This window comes from Streptomyces sp. NPDC028635 (genome assembly GCF_040637635.1).
Lineage (GTDB): Bacteria > Actinomycetota > Actinomycetes > Streptomycetales > Streptomycetaceae > Streptomyces.
In genome coordinates, this window is record NZ_JBEZWX010000059.1 from 1 (window position 1) to 16,836 (window position 16,836).

The window sequence follows — 16,836 nt, forward strand, 5'->3', positions numbered from 1 at the left end:
GGTGTCCGTCCTCGGTCCGGCCGGCCGTCACTCGGTACGGCGCCCTGTGCCGGTGCCGGACGCTGCGGGCGGACACCCCCCACCCCGGCCCCTTGCCGCCGTCGGCGGGTGCGGGCCGTCGTCGCCCGTTGTGTGGTCAGTCGAGGCCGAGGTCGTTCATCGTGCGTTCGGCCATGCGGCGTTCGCCGAGCGCGTTCGGGTGGACCGGCACGATGTTCTGCCCGAACAGCAGCGGCTCGATCCAGCGCGTTCCGGGGGCCTGGCAGGCGTCGTGGCCCTCGGACGCCTCGCTGAAGTCGACGTAGGCGGTCCCGGTCTCCTCGGCGGCGCGTGCCACGACGGCGTTGAGATGGGCCTGGATCGCACGCAGGTAGGGGACGTCTCCTTCGGCGAGGGGGAGTTTGAGGAAGCAGGAGGCGTCGAAGGTCTGCGGGACGATCCAGGGGTAGCCGAGGGCCGCCACGCGCGCGTGGGGTGCCTTCGCGCGTACGCCGGCCAGCGCGGCCTTGAGCGCCGGGTAGGTGTTCGCCTCGATCTGGTCGTCGAAGGACGTGCCGTACTTGTCCTTGCAGGGGCTGCCCTTGCCACCGCTGAGGACGCCGGCCGTGCCGCAGGACACGACGGCGTTGATGAAGGTGTTGTTGTCGTTGCCGCCGATCGTCAGCGTCACCACGTCGGTGCCCGCGCCGACGGCGTCGAGCTGCGGGCCCGTGCCCGGGTACTGCGCCTGCGTGAAGTCCTTGGTCTGGGCGCCGCCACAGGTCACGTCCGTCAGGCGGGCGCCGGTCCGGTTCGCCAGGACGTGCGGGTAGTTGGCCGTGGAGCGCAGGCACAGCAGGTTCGTGGGGTCGACGGGCAGGACGCCCGATCCGGCGCTGTAGCTGTCGCCGAGGGCCACGTAGTCGAGCGGGGCGGTGGTGGCGTGGGCGGGAGCCCCGGTGAAGCTCAGGGCCACGGCTGCGGCTGTCGCGGGCATGACATGACGCAGGGCATGCTTCGGCATGTGCTCTCTCTTTCTCGGGAAGCGCAGGCGCGAGCGCGGGCACGGCTGTGCCCGCGCGGCGTGCAGGGGAGCGAGAAATGCGGCTCGAGCAGAAGGAAGGTGCCTACGGCCGTGTCATGAGCGTGGGGGGCGCACGGCGACGGCCGGGGAGGACCGACCGCAGGGTTACTGCACGGTTCTACCGCTAAGTAATGTGCAGCCGGTGAGACAGCGAGTCAACAAGCCGGACGGAAGTTCTTGAAACGCCGACCACCGTCTTTGGAGCGCGGACCGGTCACGTCACGGTCACCGGTGGCTGCCACTCGAACATCAGGATCGTCGCGTCGTCCCGCAGCCGGCTGGCCTGGCCGTCCAGGATCGAGTGGATCAGACGCCGGAGCGTCTCCGCGGCCAGTTCTCCGGACGCGGTGGCCCGGATGACGTAGTCGGCAAACCGCTGGAGCCCGAACAGCTCCCCGTCGGGCGTGCGCGCCTCGGTGACACCGTCGGTGTACAGGAGCACCCGGTCGCCGGGTTGCAGGGCGACCTCGTGGGTGCGCCGCTCCCGGGTGGACAGCAGCCGTGCCAGCCCCAGCGGCGGGTCCGGCTCGCGTTCCAGCGCGTCGACGATCAGCCGGTGGTCGCGGATCAGCAGCGGCGCGGGGTGGCCGCAGTTGCTCCAGCGCAGTATCCCGGTCGCCAGGTCCAGCTGGGCGACGACGGCGGTGCAGAACTGCTCGGGCAGCCAGGTCGCGAGCGCGCTGTCGACGCTGTTGACCAGGTCGGGCAGGTCGAGCTCGCAACGGCGGGCGTTGCGGCAGGCGGCCAGCGACACGGCACTGGTCAGCCCGGAGGCGAGGTTGTGCCCCAGCGAGTCCAGCACCGTGGCGTGCAGCGTCGTCTCGGTGAGCGCGTGGTCGAAGGCGTCGCCGCCGATCTCGTAGGCGGGTTCCAGGACGGCCGTGGAGACGGCCCGGGCGTTGCCGATCGTGCGGGGCGGGAGGAAGGCACGCAGCATCTCGGAGGGCAGCTGCATCCGGTCGGTGCGGGTCCGCCGTACGAAGGAGTCCTGGTACGCCCGCCGTGAGGTGATCATCATGGCCATGAGCATGGCCAGCGCCCGGCCGCGGGTCAGGGAGGCGGCGGTGAGCGCGGGCGTGTGCACCGCCAGGACGCCCAGCCGTTCGGCGCCGTCCAGCAGCGGGAACCAGGCGATCATCGCACCGGTCTCGGACTCCTCCACGCGCAGCGACTGGGTGCGGTAGCTCCACCCGGCGAGCGAGCCGTCGATGGGCAGCGTGGACGTCACGTCGGTGAGCGGGATCAGATGGCGCTGCTGCAGATCGGCGAGATACACCACGGACTGCTGCAGACCCAGGGCCTTGGTCACGCGGGCCGCCGCGGTGCCCAGGTCCAGGGTGGAGTTGGCCGGATCGGCCAGGAACTGCTCCAGCAGGTCGTCGCCGGTCTCTGGCGTCATCACCACCCGTGCTCCCCTCGTCGCGCCCGCGCCGGGCCGTCATCGCTCAGCAGTCTCACACCGCCCATGGCGCGGCGCAGGGCGGGAGGGCCGTATGGAGGCGCCGTCGCCTGTGTGTTGTTGGACAATGTCTTCTCATTCGAGGATTGTAATGTTACTTTCTCTCCATGACCCACATCTTCGGAGAGCTGCTCTCGGTCAACCTCGGGCAGGCGCGGCCGATGACCGTCCAGGGCGAGACGATCGTCACCGGCTTCGACAAGCGCCCCGCTCAGGGCGCCGTGCCCGTGGGCCCGGACGGGCTGGTCGCCGACGACCACGTCGACGACGCCGACGACCGGGACCGCGCCGTGCTCTGCTACCAGCTCCGTCACTACGACGACTGGCGCCGCGAGCTGGGCCGCGACCTGCCGCACGGCACCTTCGGGGAGAACCTCACCGTCGACGGCCCCGCGGACGACGAGGTCGGCATCGGCGACGAGCTGCGCATAGGCGAGGTGCTCCTGCGCGTCACACAACCGCGCATCCCTTGCCGCAAGATGGCCGTCCGGCTCGGTGAGGAGGACTTCCCCGCCCGCTATCTGAGCAGCGGACGCGTGGGCTTCTTCTGCCGGGTGCTGGAGCCCGGCCTGATCCGGGCCGGCGACAAGATCGAGCGCGTGCGCCGGGGCGACGGGGGTCTGTCTGTCGCGGCCCTGGCCCGTGTCCTGCACCGGGAGCGGCCCGACGCTGCGGCCCTCGCCCGGGTCCTCGAGTGCGCCGCGGTGCCGCCGCTCCTGCGCACCAAGGCGGAACGGCTGCTGCACCGGGCCCGCGGAACGCAGGAGGGATGGTCCGGCGAGCGCGCCCTCGTCGTCACGGGCCGCCGCCAGGAGGCCGCGGACGTCGTCTCCTTCGACCTGGCCGATCCGGACGGCGAGCGGCTGCCGGACTTCGCGGCCGGGCAGTTCCTGACCCTCTCGCTCGACGTGCCCGGGGCGCCGCGGCCCGTCGTGCGGACCTACACCGTGGCCGGCCGCACCGACGACGGCCTCGGCTACCGCATCGCCGTCAAGCGCGAGCCCGCCCCGTCCGACGCGCCGGGCGCCCCCGCGGGCGTCGCCTCCGGGTATCTGCACGCGGATGTCGCGGCCGGTGCGCGGCTACGGGCGCGGGCGCCCCGCGGCCGGTTCGTGCTCCAGCCGGGCCGTCGTCCCGTCGTGCTCGTCAGCGCGGGGATCGGCATCACCCCGGTGCTCGCGATGCTCACCGAACTCGCCGGGCAGGACGGCGAGTCGGCGCGTGACGTCCACTTCGTCCACCAGGCCCGTTCGTCGCGCGAGCTCGCCTTCGGGCCGTACGTGCGCCGGCTGGCCGGATCCCGGGACGGGCTCCGCACCCACCTGCTGTTCAGCCGCCCCGGGCCCGAGGACACACCCGGGCGTGACTTCGACGAGACGGGCCGGCTCACCCCGGACGTACTGGAGCGGATCCTGCCCTCGCTCGACGCGGACTACTACGTCTGCGGGCCCGCCGGCTTCATGACGGACGTCGTCGCCGCCCTGGCCGCTCTCGGCGTCCCCGCCGACCGGGTGCACCACGAGTTCTTCGGCGCGGCCCGGCCCCTGACCGGCGCGGAACAGGCCGAGGGGCAGGCGGACACCGGTGCCGTGGCGCGCGACGCCGACGGCCGGCCGGTCACGGTGACCTTCGCCCGCTCCGGGGTGAGCGTGCCCTGGCGGGAGAACACCTTCAGCCTGCTCGCCCTCGCCGAACAGGCCGGTCTGCGTCCCGACGCCTCCTGCCGCACGGGCCTGTGCGGCACCTGCGTGACCGGTCTCGACGACGGCGAGGTCGCCTATGTGATCGAACCGACGGCCCCCGTGGAGCCGGGACAGGTCCCGGTGTGCTGTGCTCGTCCCACCACAAGCGTCATGATCGACCTGTGACGGTCCGGCGACACCGCCCGTGTCACGGTCCTCACGAGCACCGTCCACGGCGCCCCCACGACAAGACGCCTGGGGTGGAGAAGACGCCTCGATGAGAAGAGGAGAGCGATGGCGGCCGATCCCCGCCTGTTCGCGCAGTTGCTGGCCGACGACGGGACGAGTGGGCCGGTCTACCGGCGCATCGCCGAGGCGATCGCCACCGCGGTGACCACCGGCCGGCTGTCGGCGGGCGACCGCCTGCCCACCCACCGTGAACTGGCCCGAGCCCTCGGCGTCGCGGTCCCCACCGTCAGCCGCGCCTACCGCGAGGCCGAGGAGCAGGGGCTGGTCAGCAGCACCGTCGGACGCGGCACCTTCGTCGCCGGCGCCTCCGGCATCCCGCACCTGCGGGACACCCCTCACGCCGGTGACGCCGACGCGCCCGTCCGGCACGACATGGCGGTCAACGCCCCCGCGCGGGGCCGGCACGAGGAGCTGCTCCGCCGTACCCTCACCACGCTCGCCGGCACCGCCGACCTGGGCGCGCTGCTCGGCTACGAGTCCGATGTCGGCGCCTACGAGCACCGGCGCACCGCCTGCGGCTGGCTCGCCCGCAGCGGCCTGGACGTCGGCCCCGACCAGGTGGCGATCTGCTCCGGCAGCCAGCACGCCCTGCTGGTGGCGTTCGGAGCCGCGCTGCGCGCCGGCGAGACCCTGCTGACCGAGGAGCTGACCTACCCCGGCGCCAAGACCGCCGCCCGGCTGCTGGGCATCGGCATGTCCGGCGTCGCCATGGACGGCGAGGGCCTCGTTCCGGAGGCGCTGGAGGAGGCCTGCGCCGCCGCCCCCTCCGCGCGCGCCCTGTACTGCATGCCGACGGCCCACAACCCGACCGCCGCGACGCTGCCGCTCGGGCGCCGCGAGGCCGTCGTCGACATCGCCCGCCGCCACGACCTGGTCATCATCGAGGACGACGTCTTCGGGCTGCTCTCCGACCACGCCGGACTGCCCCCGCTGGCCGCGCTGGCCCCCGAACGCACCCTCTTCCTCACCAGCCTGTCGAAGACCCTCGCACCGGGCCTGCGCTGCGGGTTCCTCGCCGGACCGCCCGAGCTGGCCGGCCGCCTCGGCGCGCTCGTCCGCGCCACCGTCTTCAACCCGTCCCCGCTCGCCACCGCGGTCGCCCTGAGCTGGCTCGAGGACGGCACCGCCGAGCGCCTGCTCGACTGGCAGCGCCTGGAGATGAGCCGCCGCCGCGCCGCCGCCGTGCACCTGCTGGCCGAGGCGCCGGCGATCAGCCACATCCGGGCCGACGCCCTGCACGCCTGGGTCGAACTGCACGCGCCCTGGACCGCTTCCGAGGCGCTCGCCCTCGCCGACGGCCAGGGCATCTCCGTCAGCCCCACGCTGTACTACAGCGCCACCGACCAGCCGCCGCCGCGCGCGTTCCGGCTGTGCCTCGGCAACGCCCGTGACGTGGGCACCCTCACCGGGGCCCTGCGCGCCCTGACCGGCGCCCTCTCCCGCGGCCGCCCGACCTGGTCCGCCGACACCCCCGTATAGACGAGAAGTCGCGGCCCGGCGGTCCGCCGCCGACGAGGTCGCCGGGAAACCCCGGGGCAGGCGGTCGCGCGGCAGCGGTGCTCCCGGCGGTGGCCCGAGGCCGTGACAGCGCCGCCCCGGGCAGCGGCGGGACGCGGCCGCGGCGGGGGCGTTTGGAACGGCGCCGGCAGGCGGTCGCGGCGGGGGTGCGCCGGACGGCGCCGGCAGGCGGTCGCGGCAGGGTCGCGCCGGGCGGTCGTGGGGGCGTGATCCTGGTGGCCGTGGCGCGCGGGCGCCGCAGCCTCGCGCCTCACGGCGGCAGCCGGTCGCCGGGCCGGGCCGCGTGGCGGTTGCCCCGGAGGGCCGTCACCGTTCGCCCGGCGCGGAGGTGCGGTGCTACAAAGGGGGACATGGGCGGACGGTCGCGCTGGTCCCGGGCGAGGGCCGCGCCGCCGCCGAGCGGCGCACGGCGGCTGCGCGACGCGCCTCGGCCCCCGGGAGACCAAGAAACCCCGGAAGCCCCGAGAAAGCGGGGGCGCCGGGGAGCCGCGGCAGGCCATACGGACCGCGACAGCGGGAAGGACCGCCGATCACCGGGCCACCGGCTGTCGCCGTCGCTGAGCGTCCGCACCTTCGCCACCCAGGTCTTCCTGCTCCAGGCCCTGATCATGCTGGTGCTCGTCGCCGCGGCCGCCACCGCCCTGGTGGTGCAGGGCCGCTACGACGGCGAGCGCAACGCCAGGAACCGCTCCCTGGCCACCGCCGAGGCGTTCGCGCACGCGCCCGGCACCGCCCTCGCGCTGCGCTCACCGAACCCCAACGCGCTGCTGCAGGGACCGGCGGAGCAGGCGCGCCACGGATCCGGCGTCGACTTCATCACCGTCCTCGACAAACGCGGGGTGCGGCTCACCGACACCGACCCCTCCCTGATCGGCACCCGGGCCCAGGGTGTCGAACGGGCCGCGGCGGGCGAGGCGTTCACCGAGACCTTCCACGGCGAGCCGTCCGACGCCGTACGCGCGGTGGTGCCCGTGACCGACGCCAGCCGCCGGGTGGTCGGCCTGGTCAGCGCCGGCATCCAGGTCGAGACCCTCGGCCACGTGCTGAACCACCAGGTGCCGGTGATGCTCGGCGCGTCGGCGGTGGCGCTGGCGCTCGCGACCGGCGGTACCGCCCTGGTCGGCCGGCGGCTGCGCCGGCAGACACATGGTCTGGGCCCCGTCGAGATGACCCGGATGTACGAGCACCACGACGCCGTCCTGCACGCCGTGCGCGAAGGCGTGCTCATCGTCGGCGCCGACGGACGGGTGCTGCTCGCCAACGACGAGGCGCGCAGGCTGCTGGACCTCCCGGCGGACGCCGACCAGCGGCAGGTCACCGAGCTCGGACTCGGCCCCGGCCCGACCCGCATCCTCTCCTCCGGCGAGGCCGTCTCCGACCAGGTCGTCCCCGCCGGGGACCGGCTGCTTGCGGTCAACACCCGGCTGACCGAGCCCTACGGCGGCGTCCAGGGCCTGGTGGCCACGTTCCGCGACACCACCGAACTACGCGCCCTCTCCGGCCAGGCCGAGGTGGCCCGCGGCCGGCTCACCCTGCTGTACGAGGCCGGCGTGCGCATCGGCACCACGCTGGACATGCGGCGCACCGCCGAGGAGCTCGCCGAGGTCGCCGTCCCGCGCATGGCGGACTTCGTCACCGTCGAGCTGCTCGACTCCGTGCTGCGCGGCGAGGAGCCGTCCGGCGCCGTGAAGCAGATGCGGCGCACCGCGCTCAGCGAGTCGCAGACCGGGCATCCGCTGCAGCCGGTCGGTGATCTGATCCGGTTCGTGGCGGCCGACACGCCCATGGTCGCCGCCCTGCACGGCGGGAAGGCCGTCCTCGTGACCGACCTGCACACCGCGCAGGACTGGCGGGCCCACGACCCGGCGGGGGCGCGGCGGGCCCTGGACTACGGCATCCACTCGCTCATCACGGTGCCGCTGCGGGCGCGCGGTGTGGTCCTCGGCATGGTCAACCTCTGGCGCGGCGAGGGCTCGGCCGCGTTCGAGGAGGAGGACGTCGCGGTCGCCGAGGAACTGGTGGCCCGGGCCGCGGTGGCCATCGACAACGCCCGCCGCTACTCGCGCGAGCACGCCATGGCCGTCACCCTCCAGCGCAGCCTGCTGCCCCGGGACCTGCCGGAGCAGGACGCGCTGGAGGTCGCGTGGCGGTACCTGCCGGCACAGTCCGGCGTGGGCGGCGACTGGTTCGACGTCATCCCGCTGCCCGGCTTCCGGGTGGCGCTGGTCGTCGGTGACATCGTCGGACACGGGCTGCACGCGGCGGTCACCATGGGCCGGCTGCGCACGGCCGTGCTGAACTTCTCCTCGCTCGACCTGGCCCCGGACGAGCTGCTCGGCCATCTCGACGAGATGGTGGCGCGGCTGGACACGCAGGCGGAGACCGCGGACACCGCCCCGGCCCCGCTGACCGGCGCCACCTGCCTGTACGCCATCTACGACCCGGTCGGCGGCCGCTGCACCCTGGCCCGCGCCGGCCACCTCGCCCCGGCGGTCGTGGACCCGCAGGGCCGGGTCACGTTCCCGGACATCCCGGTGTCGCCGCCGCTCGGCGTCGGTGGGTTCCCGTTCGAGTGCGGAGAGCTGGACCTGCCCGAGGGCAGCCGCCTGGTGCTGTTCACGGACGGGCTGATCGAGGACCGGGGACGCGACATCGACGACGGTCTCGCCATGCTGCGTACGGCCGTGGCCGCCCCGGGCGGCACGCCGGAGGAGACCTGCCGGGCCCTGATGGACACCATGCTGCCCGCGCACCCCACCGACGACGTGGCGCTGCTCGTCGCCCGGACCCGGCTGCTCGACCCGGCCAAGGTGGCCACCTGGGACGTGCCGTTCGACGTGACGGAGGTGTCGCGCGTCCGGTCGGAGGTCGTCCGCCGGCTCCAGGAGTGGGGGCTGGAGGACGAGTCGTTCACCACGGAGCTGATCCTGAGCGAACTGCTCACCAACGCCATCCGCTACGGCGCCCCGCCCGTCCGGGTGCGCCTGCTGCTCGGCCGCACGCTGGTGTGCGAGGTGTCCGACGGCAGCAACACCTCACCGCGGCTGCGCCGGGCCACCACCACCGACGAGGGCGGCCGGGGCCTGTTCCTCGTCTCCCAGTTCGCCGAGCGGTGGGGCACCCGGTACGCGGCGCACGGCAAGGTGATCTGGGCCGAGCAGAACCTGGGCGGCACGGCCCTGCCGGACGCGACGCTGCTCATCGACGAGATGGCGTGGTGACCCGCGGCGCGGGCGGTGACCGCCGGGTCGGCGAGGGGCCCGGCGAGGGCGGTGGGCCCCGGGTCGGGCGGTGACCCCCGGGTCGGCGAGCGGCCCGGCGCCAAGGGTGACCCGAGCCGGCGAGGGGACCCGGCGGCCGGTGGTGACCGCCGAGTCGGGAAGGTGACCCGGTGCCCGGTGGTGACCCGGCGGCTCAGGACTCCAGGCTGACGGTGCCCAGCCGGCTGGCCATGGCCGGGTCGCGGTGGTCGAAGAACAGCGACGCCCCGGTGTCCAGCGCGGCGATCGCCGCCATCTCCTCACCGGTCAGCTCGAAGCCGAACACGTCGATGTTCTCCGCCATCCGCTCGGCGCGCACCGACTTGGGGATCACGACGACACCGCGCTGGATCAGCCAGCGCAGCACCACCTGCGCGACGGACCTGTCGTGCGCGCCGGCGATGCCGGTGAGCACGGGGTGGGTGAAGAGCCGGTTGCGGCCCTCCGCGAACGGCCCCCACGACTCGATCTGCACCCCGCGCTCGCGCATGAGCTCCTGGTCCGCCGTGCGCTGGAAGAACGGGTGGGTCTCGATCTGGTTCACCGCGGGCGTGACCTCGTTGTGGTCGATGAGGTCCACCAGGCGGTCCGGGTAGAAGTTGGACACCCCGATGGCCCGCACCAGGCCCTCGCCCAGCAGCCGCTGCATCGCGCGCCACGAGCCGTACACGTCGCCGTACGGCTGGTGGATCAGATAGAGGTCGACGCGGTCCAGGCCGAGTTTGCGCAGCGAGGTCTCGAAGGCGCGCCGGGCCCGCTCCTCACCGGCGTCGGACACCCACAGCTTGGTCGTGACGAACAGTTCCTCACGCGGGATGCCGCTGCTCCTGATCGCGCGGCCCACGGCCTCCTCGTTGCCGTAGGCGGCGGCGGTGTCCAGCGACCGGTAGCCCGCGGCGAGGGCGTCGCTGACGGCCTGCTCGGTCTGCCCGGGCGGGATCTGGTAGACGCCGAAGCCGAGGATCGGCATCTCGACGCCGTTGTTCAGTGTGACGGTCTGCATGCGCTGTCCTCAGTATCGACGGGAGGTCGGTGCACGGTTACCCACTGGACGGCGTCGTGTCCCGGTCGGTGCTCCAAGTGGGCACGGCGGGCGGGGCCGGCTCGGGCAGGGTGCGCAGCAGCAGCCAGCTCAGCGCGGGCATGAGGATCAGCGGGGTCAGCGCGGTGCGCAGCGAGGTGGCGTCGGCGAGGGCGCCGACGAGCGGGCTGACGAGTCCGCCGACGCTGACGGTCAGCCCGAGCGTGATGCCGCTCGCGGTGCCGATCCGGCTCGGCAGGTAGTCCTGGCCGAGGGTGACCTGGAGGGAGAACGGGACGTACAGCCCGATCGAGGTCAGCGCGACGAAGCCGAAGAGGACGGGACCACGGGCGAGGACGACCCCGGCGACCGCGCCGACGCTGAGCAGGTACGACCACCGGGACACCGTCACGCGGTCCCAGCGGCCGGCCAGCTTCCCGCCGAGCACCGAGCCGGCCGCGCCGCCGAGGTACAGCACGAACAGCGCCGCCGTGCCCGCCCGGGTGCCGCCGTCGGTGCGCTGCTCGACGTGCAGGGCCACGAACGTGCTCAGGCCGGTGAAGACGATCGAGCGGCACACGACGACGCACGACAGCTTCACGAAGGACGCCGTGTCGTCGCGCCCGGCCGCCACCGCGGTGTCCCGGCCGCCCCGTCCGGCACGGCCCAGGGCGCGCAGGACGGGCAGGCACAGTGTGCAGCCGACGGCGGCCGGTACGGCGAGGAAGGGCGTCCAGCGCAGTCCCGCGGGCGCGACGACGGCGGCGACCAGCAGGGGAGCGGTCGCGAAACCCAGGTTGCCGCCCAGCGAGAACCACGCCATCGCGCTGTGACTGCCCCGGGAGGCGATCCGTGCGACACGGGCGGACTCCGGATGGTAGGCGGCGACACCGATGCCGGAGAGCGCCACGAACGCCAGGGTCAGGGCGTAGGAGCCGCCGACGCCGCTGAGCGCGACGCCCAGGCCGCCCAGCAGCGTGCTGCACGGCAGCAGCCACGGCAACGGCCGGCGGTCGGTCAGCAGCCCGAACAGCGGCTGCGCCACCGACGACAGCAGGGAGGCGGCGAGCACGATCCCGGAGACCGCGGCGTAACCGTAGGCGCGCTCGGCGACGAAGAACGGGACGAGGGACGCCACGGCGCCCTGATAGACGTCGACACAGGCATGGCCGACGGACAGCAGCGTGATCGATGAGTTCCTGCGCACCTGGTCATGCTCGATGCCGCACCCGGTGTCGTACTTCCGATAATCTGCCAACCAATGACGGAGATCCGCCACACACCGGTCGCGCCGACCCGTACCCAGCGTCTGGCCCCGGGGACCGGGATCGACGCCCACCGGCACGAGGATCACCAGATCGCCTACGCCGGCCGCGGTGTCCTGGCCGTCACCACCGACGCGGGGTCCTGGATCGCCCCGGCCACCCGGGCCATCTGGATCCCGGCCGGAACCGTGCACGCCCATCAGGCGCACGGCGACCTCGAACTGCACCTGCTGGGCCTGCCCACCACGGCGAACCCGCTCGGCCTGGACACGCCGACCGTGCTCCGCGTCGGCCCGCTGCTGCGCGAGCTGATCATCGCCTGCACGCACGCCCCCGGTACCGAAACCCCCGAGCAGCGGCGCCTGCTGGCCGTACTGCTCGACCAGGTGAGGGCCGCGCCCCAGCAGCCGCTGCACCTGCCCATGCCGGCCGAGCCCCGGCTGCGTGCGCTGTGCGCGCTCGTGCGCGCCGATCCCTCCGACAACCGCACCCTCGCCGAACTCGGCCGTGAGGTCGGGGCCGGCGAACGCACGCTCTCCCGCCTGTTCCGCGGCCACCTCGGCATGACCTTCCCGCAGTGGCGCACCCAGGTCCGCCTGCATCACGCCCTGGTGCTGCTGGCCGAGGACACCCCGGTCACGACGGTGGCGCACCGGTGCGGGTGGGCGTCGGCCAGCGCCTTCATCGACGTCTTCCGGCGCACCTTCGGCCATACCCCTGGCCGCCACCAGGAGTTGTGACGCGGGAGCGGGGCAGTCGTAGGGTGACCGGTGGGAAGCGTGCCGTGGGCCGGCGGTGGCCGGGGACGGGAGTGCTGGAGAGATGGCGGGCGCCGACGCGTTCATGGACCGGCTGAACCCCGAGATGTGCGTGGTCACGGCCGTGGCGGGAGACGAGCGGTCGGGCTGCCTCGTCGGGTTCTCCGCCCAGTGCTCCATCCAGCCGGCGCGGTACGCGGTGTGGCTGTCCAAGGCCAACCACACCTACGGCGTGGCCCGCGCCGCGGACCGGCTCGCCGTGCACCTGCTCACCCGCGACCAGCATGAACTCGCCGCCTTGTTCGGCGGTGAGACCGGCGACAGCGTCGACAAGTTCGCACGGGCGCGCTGGCGCCGGGAGGACGGCGGCGCGGTCGTCCTCGAGGACGCGGCGGCGTGGTTCGTGGGCGCCGTGCGGGACGTCCTGGACAGCGGCGACCACGTCTGCTTCGTCCTCGAACCGGAGCGCTGGGGCGCCCGGCACACCGACGCGCCGCTGCTGCGTCTGCGCGACGCGCTGGACATCGAGCCGGGGCATCCCGCGGACTGAACCGGCGACCGGCCGGCGGCGCGGTGGAGTGACGCTGCGGCGGTACGACCCCGGCCGTCAGCGTCAGCGGCATGGCGGTGGGACGCTGTGGCCGTACGATCCCGGCCGTCAGCGGCCCGGGATGCTGCCGCCGCCGTCCACCCCCAGCATCTGGCCGGTGACGAAACCGGCGTCCTCGCCCAGCAGGAACGCGATCGCGGCCGCCACCTCCTCGGGCCGCCCCAGCCGCCCCACGGGCAGCGACCGCAGCACGCGGGCCTCCTCCTCGCCGCCGACCGGGTGCGAGGCGCGGAACAGCTCCGTCTCGACCGGCCCCGGCGCGACCGCGTTGACGGTCACCCCGTCCGCGGCCGGCTCCAGCGCCCAGGTCCGCGTCAGCCCCACGAGCGCGCTCTTCGCCGCCGCGTAGCTGCTGCGCCGCCGCGCGCCGAACACCGACCGGCTGGTGACATTGACGATCCGGCCCCAGCCCCGCTCCCGCATGCCGCCGACGAACGCCTGGGTGACCTGTACGGCGGCGCGGACGTTCAGGTCGAACACCGACCGCAGGCTGTCCAGGGAGACCTCCCTCCGCTCGCCCGCCCGGACCCGTCGATCATGCCATCCGGGGCGCCGGACGGTCCGAGGGCGTCACCGGCACCGGGGGGCCCGTCCGGGGCACGGTGATCAGCGCGCGATTGTCAGTGGGCGGTGTCACTCTGGGTTGCAGCGAACCTACGGAAGGGAACCGACCGTGATCACCACTGACCTCGTTCCGGGCGTGCCCTGCTGGATCGACCTCGGCGCCCCGGACATCAAGGCCGCCGCGTCCTTCTACGGCTCGGTGCTCGGCTGGGAGTTCGAGCCGATGGGCGGCGACATGGAAGGCGGAGCGCTGAAAAAGGACGGCAAGACCGTCGGTGGCCTGGGCAGGCTGACCGAGGAAGGGGCGCGTTCGGCCTGGATGATCTACTACTGCGTCACCGACGCCGACGCCACGACGCAGGCGGTGCAGGGGGCCGGCGGCACGGTGCGCGTCGAGCCCCGCGACCTCGGCGACTGGGGGAAGATGGCGCAGTTCACCGACCCGCAGGGCGCTCAGTTCGCGGTCTGGCAGCCGGGGCGGAACACCGGCTTCGAGCTGGTCGGCGCGCCCGGATCGCTGTCCTGGACCGAGCTCTACACGACCGACGCCGCCGCGGCGAAGGAGTTCTACGGCTCCGTCTTCGGCTGGCAGTACTCCGACATGGAGATGCCGGGCGGCGAGGGCACGTACACCATCATCACGCCCTCGGGGCTGCCCGAGGAGCGCATGCAGGGCGGCCTGATGCAGCTCCGCCCGGCGGACCTCAGCCTGACGAGCGGCCGGCCCTACTGGCACCCGGTCTTCGACGTGCCGGACTGCGACGCCGCGATCACCAAGGTCACCGAGGGCGGCGGCAGCGTGCAGATGGGGCCGGCGGACATGGAGGGCGTGGGCAGACTCGCCGTCTGCCTCGACCCGTTCCAGGCGGACTTCGTCGTGCTCGCCCCCGCCCAGGGCTGACGCGGCCCCGCGCCGCTACGGCGTGAAGCGTACGGGCAGGCTCTGCGGGCCGCGGATCAGCATCCCGGGGCGCCAGGTGACGGCCGCGGGGTGGATGTCCAGGGCCAGGTCGGGACAGCGCTCCAGAAGCGCGCGGATCGCGACGCGGGCCTCGAGCCGCGCCAGCGGCGCCCCCAGGCAGTAGTGGATGCCGTGGCCGAACGCCACATGGCCACGGGCGTCCCGGGAGATGTCGAACCGGCCCGGGTCGGCGAACCGGCCGGGATCGCGGTTGGCGTCGGCCAGCGCGACCAGGACCAGCTCGCCGCCCCCCGGGACGACCGTGTCACCGATGGTCACCGGGTCGACGGTGAAGCGGTAGGTGGGTGTCTCCACCGGCCCGTCGTAGCGCAGCATCTCCTCCACGGCGGCGTCCATCAGCGTCAGGTCGGCCCGCAGGGCGGCCAGTTGATCGGGGTGTGTCAGCAGCGCGAGGACGCCGTTGGAGATGAGGTTCACCGTGGTCTCGTGGCCCGCGACGAGCAACAGCCAGGCCATGCCGATCAGTTCGTCGTGGGAGAGCCGGTCGCCGTCGTCGTCCGAGCTGTGGATCAGCGCGCTCAGCAGATCGCTGCCCGAGCGCCCGCGCTTGCCCTCCACCAGCTCGGCCAGATACCCGGCCATCGACACCGCGGCGGCCTTGCGGACCTCCGGGTCCACGCCGCCGAGTGCCTCGTTCGACCAGGTGCGGAAGGACTCCCGGTCCAGGTCGGGCACGCCGAGGAGTTCGCAGATCACGGTGATCGGCAGCGGGAAGGACAGCGCCTCGACCAGATCGGCGCGCCCGTCGGGGGCCGTGAGCATGCGGTCCAGCAGCGTGTCGGTGGTCTTCTGGACGAGCGGGGCGAGTTCCTCCACGCGGCGTGCGGTGAACTCGCGGGCGACCAGCTTGCGCAGCCGGGTGTGATCCGGCGGGTCGGCCCGGAGCATGTGCATGCCGGAGGAGACGGAGCCGATCGGCAGGGAGGGGGAGGCCTTGCTCCAGTCCTTCGTCAGCCGGGAGTCCGCGAGCGTGGCACGCCCGGCTTCGTAGCCGACCACGAGCCAGGCCAGGGCGCCCCCTTCGGGCATCCGGACGTGATGCACGGGGCCCTGCTCCCGTAACCGGGCGTACACCGGATACGGGTCACGGGTGAAGGACTCACCGAGCGCGGCGAGATCGACGATGTCCATGGACGACCACCTCACAGGAGAAGTTCAGGCCCTCATCCTGGCCGAGCGCGCCGCATGGGCCCAGTGGTTCGCCGGTCCGGGCGGGCCGCCCGGTGCATGCGGGGCCGTCTGTCCGGGAGAAGGGCGCTTCTGTATCGTATGGAGGAAATGTAATTCCGTATGACGGAATCAGATGGTCGGCGTGTGAGGGGGCGGGAGTGGGGCGGTCCGGCGGCGTGCGGTGGGGGCGGACGGGACACGGCTCGGGGGTCGGGGCGCAAGCGCTGCGCGGGGTGGCTCAGGTGATGTTCCTGCGCAACGCCTGGGCGGGCGCGGCCTTCTGCCTCGCGCTGGTGGTGGCCGACTGGCGCTACGCCGCCTACGCCCTCACCGGGGCGGCGTCGGGCGCTGCCGGCGCGCAGCTGTTCGGCGTGGCCCGCGAGCGGGTGGAGGCGGGGCTGGAGGGCTTCAACGCCTGCCTGTTCGCCCTGTGCTGTGCGGTGTTCCTCGATGCCGGGCGGCCGTCCACCCTGCTGCTCGCCGTGATGGGGTCGCTCGTCGTCACGGTCGCCACGGCGGCGGTCGTGCGGATGCTGCGCGTGTGGCAACTGCCGCCGCTGACCGCGCCGTACTGTCTGCTGGCGAGCGCCGTGACCGTCGCCGCACCCGCTTTCGGGCGGGTCTGGCCCTACGGTGACAGCCTGGCCGCGCTGCCCCGCGCCGGCACCGGCCCCCTGGACCCGGGTCCGGCCGAGCTGTGGCGGGGCTTCCTGCGCAATGTGGGACAGGTCTTCTTCCTGGACGAGTGGTACGCGGGTGGGCTGCTGCTCGCCGGGCTGTTCCTGGTGAGCCGCGTGGCCGGGCTCGTGGCCTGCGCCGGCAGTGCCACCGGTCTCCTCACCGCCTGGATCCTCGGCGTCCCGGCCGCACGCATCGCGGACGGGACGGCGGGGTGCAGTGCGGTGCTCGTGGCGCTCGCCCTGTGCGGGGTGTTCCTCGCGGCGACCCGGCGCACCCTGCTGTACGCGCTGCTCGGCGCGGCGACCGCGACCGCCCTGACCCCGGCCGTCGCCGCCCTGCTGGCCCCCTCCGGCGGCCACCCCTTCACCTGGCCGTTCGTGCTGACGACGCTCGCGTTCCTCGCGGCCGCGCGCTCCTTCCCGCGCCTGAGCGTCCCCGCCCGGCCCGCCGGTCCCGTGGCCGCTCCCGAGACCGGTCCGCGGCCCGGCTGAATGTGCCCGGCGGGCGATCCGGATACCGATATGGCGGGCCGTGCCCGAAGAGCCGGGACATAT

12 protein-coding genes and 1 pseudogene are annotated in these 16,836 nt (G+C 73.7%); 7 read left to right on the forward strand and 6 right to left on the reverse strand.

Annotated elements, in window-relative coordinates; all coding sequences use genetic code 11:
* Window positions 1-136 precede the first annotated feature (136 nt).
* Together AB0E88_RS33785 and AB0E88_RS33790 are read right to left on the reverse strand one after the other, a co-directional pair.
* Window positions 137-1,003 (reverse strand): SGNH/GDSL hydrolase family protein, encoded by an 867-nt coding sequence (locus AB0E88_RS33785; RefSeq protein ID WP_361638559.1) that lies wholly within the window; start codon window positions 1,001-1,003, stop codon window positions 137-139.
* A 274-nt stretch (window positions 1,004-1,277) separates the two neighbouring features.
* Window positions 1,278-2,462, reverse strand: coding sequence for a PP2C family protein-serine/threonine phosphatase (locus AB0E88_RS33790; RefSeq protein ID WP_361638561.1), 1,185 nt, complete (start codon window positions 2,460-2,462; stop codon window positions 1,278-1,280).
* A gap of 167 nt (window positions 2,463-2,629) precedes the next feature.
* Between AB0E88_RS33790 and AB0E88_RS33795 the strand changes: the two genes are divergently transcribed.
* From AB0E88_RS33795 to AB0E88_RS33805, 3 genes are all read left to right on the forward strand, one after another.
* Complete coding sequence (locus tag AB0E88_RS33795; RefSeq protein ID WP_361638563.1) at window positions 2,630-4,390, forward strand: MOSC and FAD-binding oxidoreductase domain-containing protein; 1,761 nt, start codon at window positions 2,630-2,632, stop codon at window positions 4,388-4,390.
* A 108-nt stretch (window positions 4,391-4,498) separates the two neighbouring features.
* Window positions 4,499-5,932: a PLP-dependent aminotransferase family protein gene (locus AB0E88_RS33800; RefSeq protein ID WP_361638565.1), complete on the forward strand. Its 1,434-nt coding sequence runs from the start codon at window positions 4,499-4,501 to the stop codon at window positions 5,930-5,932.
* Between the two features lie 647 nt (window positions 5,933-6,579).
* Window positions 6,580-9,192, forward strand: coding sequence for a SpoIIE family protein phosphatase (locus AB0E88_RS33805; RefSeq protein ID WP_361638607.1), 2,613 nt, complete (start codon window positions 6,580-6,582; stop codon window positions 9,190-9,192).
* 193 nt (window positions 9,193-9,385) lie between these two features.
* Here AB0E88_RS33805 and AB0E88_RS33810 read toward each other — a convergent pair whose 3' ends face one another.
* Both AB0E88_RS33810 and AB0E88_RS33815 read right to left on the reverse strand, forming a co-directional pair.
* Window positions 9,386-10,234 carry an aldo/keto reductase gene (locus tag AB0E88_RS33810; RefSeq protein WP_361638567.1) on the reverse strand — a complete coding sequence of 283 codons (849 nt, stop codon included), beginning with the start codon at window positions 10,232-10,234 and terminating at the stop codon, window positions 9,386-9,388.
* Between the two features lie 37 nt (window positions 10,235-10,271).
* Complete coding sequence (locus AB0E88_RS33815; RefSeq protein WP_361638609.1) at window positions 10,272-11,459, reverse strand: MFS transporter; 1,188 nt, start codon at window positions 11,457-11,459, stop codon at window positions 10,272-10,274.
* Window positions 11,460-11,513: 54 nt separating this feature from the next.
* On the opposite strand from AB0E88_RS33815, the gene AB0E88_RS33820 reads away from it, so the two are divergent.
* Window positions 11,514-12,257, forward strand: coding sequence for a helix-turn-helix transcriptional regulator (locus AB0E88_RS33820; protein ID WP_361638569.1), 744 nt, complete (start codon window positions 11,514-11,516; stop codon window positions 12,255-12,257).
* Window positions 12,258-12,339: 82 nt separating this feature from the next.
* Window positions 12,340-12,825, forward strand: a complete 486-nt coding sequence (locus AB0E88_RS33825) for a flavin reductase family protein (RefSeq protein WP_361638571.1) — start codon at window positions 12,340-12,342, stop codon at window positions 12,823-12,825.
* A gap of 108 nt (window positions 12,826-12,933) precedes the next feature.
* Here the strand turns inward: AB0E88_RS33825 and AB0E88_RS33830 are convergent.
* Window positions 12,934-13,392, reverse strand: a pseudogene (locus tag AB0E88_RS33830) (SDR family oxidoreductase); the annotation flags it as partial.
* A gap of 166 nt (window positions 13,393-13,558) precedes the next feature.
* Between AB0E88_RS33830 and AB0E88_RS33835 the strand changes: the two are divergent.
* Complete coding sequence (locus tag AB0E88_RS33835) at window positions 13,559-14,350, forward strand: VOC family protein (RefSeq protein WP_361638573.1); 792 nt, start codon at window positions 13,559-13,561, stop codon at window positions 14,348-14,350.
* A gap of 15 nt (window positions 14,351-14,365) precedes the next feature.
* Here AB0E88_RS33835 and AB0E88_RS33840 read toward each other — a convergent pair whose 3' ends face one another.
* Complete coding sequence (locus tag AB0E88_RS33840) at window positions 14,366-15,562, reverse strand: cytochrome P450 (RefSeq protein WP_361638575.1); 1,197 nt, start codon at window positions 15,560-15,562, stop codon at window positions 14,366-14,368.
* A 272-nt stretch (window positions 15,563-15,834) separates the two neighbouring features.
* Between AB0E88_RS33840 and AB0E88_RS33845 the strand changes: the two genes are divergently transcribed.
* Entirely contained in the window at window positions 15,835-16,773 is a 939-nt protein-coding gene (locus AB0E88_RS33845) for an urea transporter (RefSeq protein WP_361638577.1), read from the forward strand.
* The last annotated feature ends 63 nt before the right edge of the window (window positions 16,774-16,836 follow it).

Excerpts from the sequence above, each read along its gene's own strand:
- AB0E88_RS33820 (WP_361638569.1), top strand. The coding sequence starts at position 11,514 with ATGACGGAGATCCGCCACACACCGGTCGCGCCGACCCGTACCCAGCGT.
- AB0E88_RS33785 (WP_361638559.1), bottom strand. The coding sequence starts at position 1,003 with ATGCCGAAGCATGCCCTGCGTCATGTCATGCCCGCGACAGCCGCAGCC.
- AB0E88_RS33805 (WP_361638607.1), top strand. The coding sequence starts at position 6,580 with ATGCTGGTGCTCGTCGCCGCGGCCGCCACCGCCCTGGTGGTGCAGGGC.
- AB0E88_RS33810 (WP_361638567.1), bottom strand. The coding sequence starts at position 10,234 with ATGCAGACCGTCACACTGAACAACGGCGTCGAGATGCCGATCCTCGGC.
- AB0E88_RS33795 (WP_361638563.1), top strand. The coding sequence starts at position 2,630 with ATGACCCACATCTTCGGAGAGCTGCTCTCGGTCAACCTCGGGCAGGCG.
- AB0E88_RS33840 (WP_361638575.1), bottom strand. The coding sequence starts at position 15,562 with ATGGACATCGTCGATCTCGCCGCGCTCGGTGAGTCCTTCACCCGTGAC.
- AB0E88_RS33800 (WP_361638565.1), top strand. The coding sequence starts at position 4,499 with ATGGCGGCCGATCCCCGCCTGTTCGCGCAGTTGCTGGCCGACGACGGG.
- AB0E88_RS33825 (WP_361638571.1), top strand. The coding sequence starts at position 12,340 with ATGGCGGGCGCCGACGCGTTCATGGACCGGCTGAACCCCGAGATGTGC.
- AB0E88_RS33790 (WP_361638561.1), bottom strand. The coding sequence starts at position 2,462 with ATGACGCCAGAGACCGGCGACGACCTGCTGGAGCAGTTCCTGGCCGAT.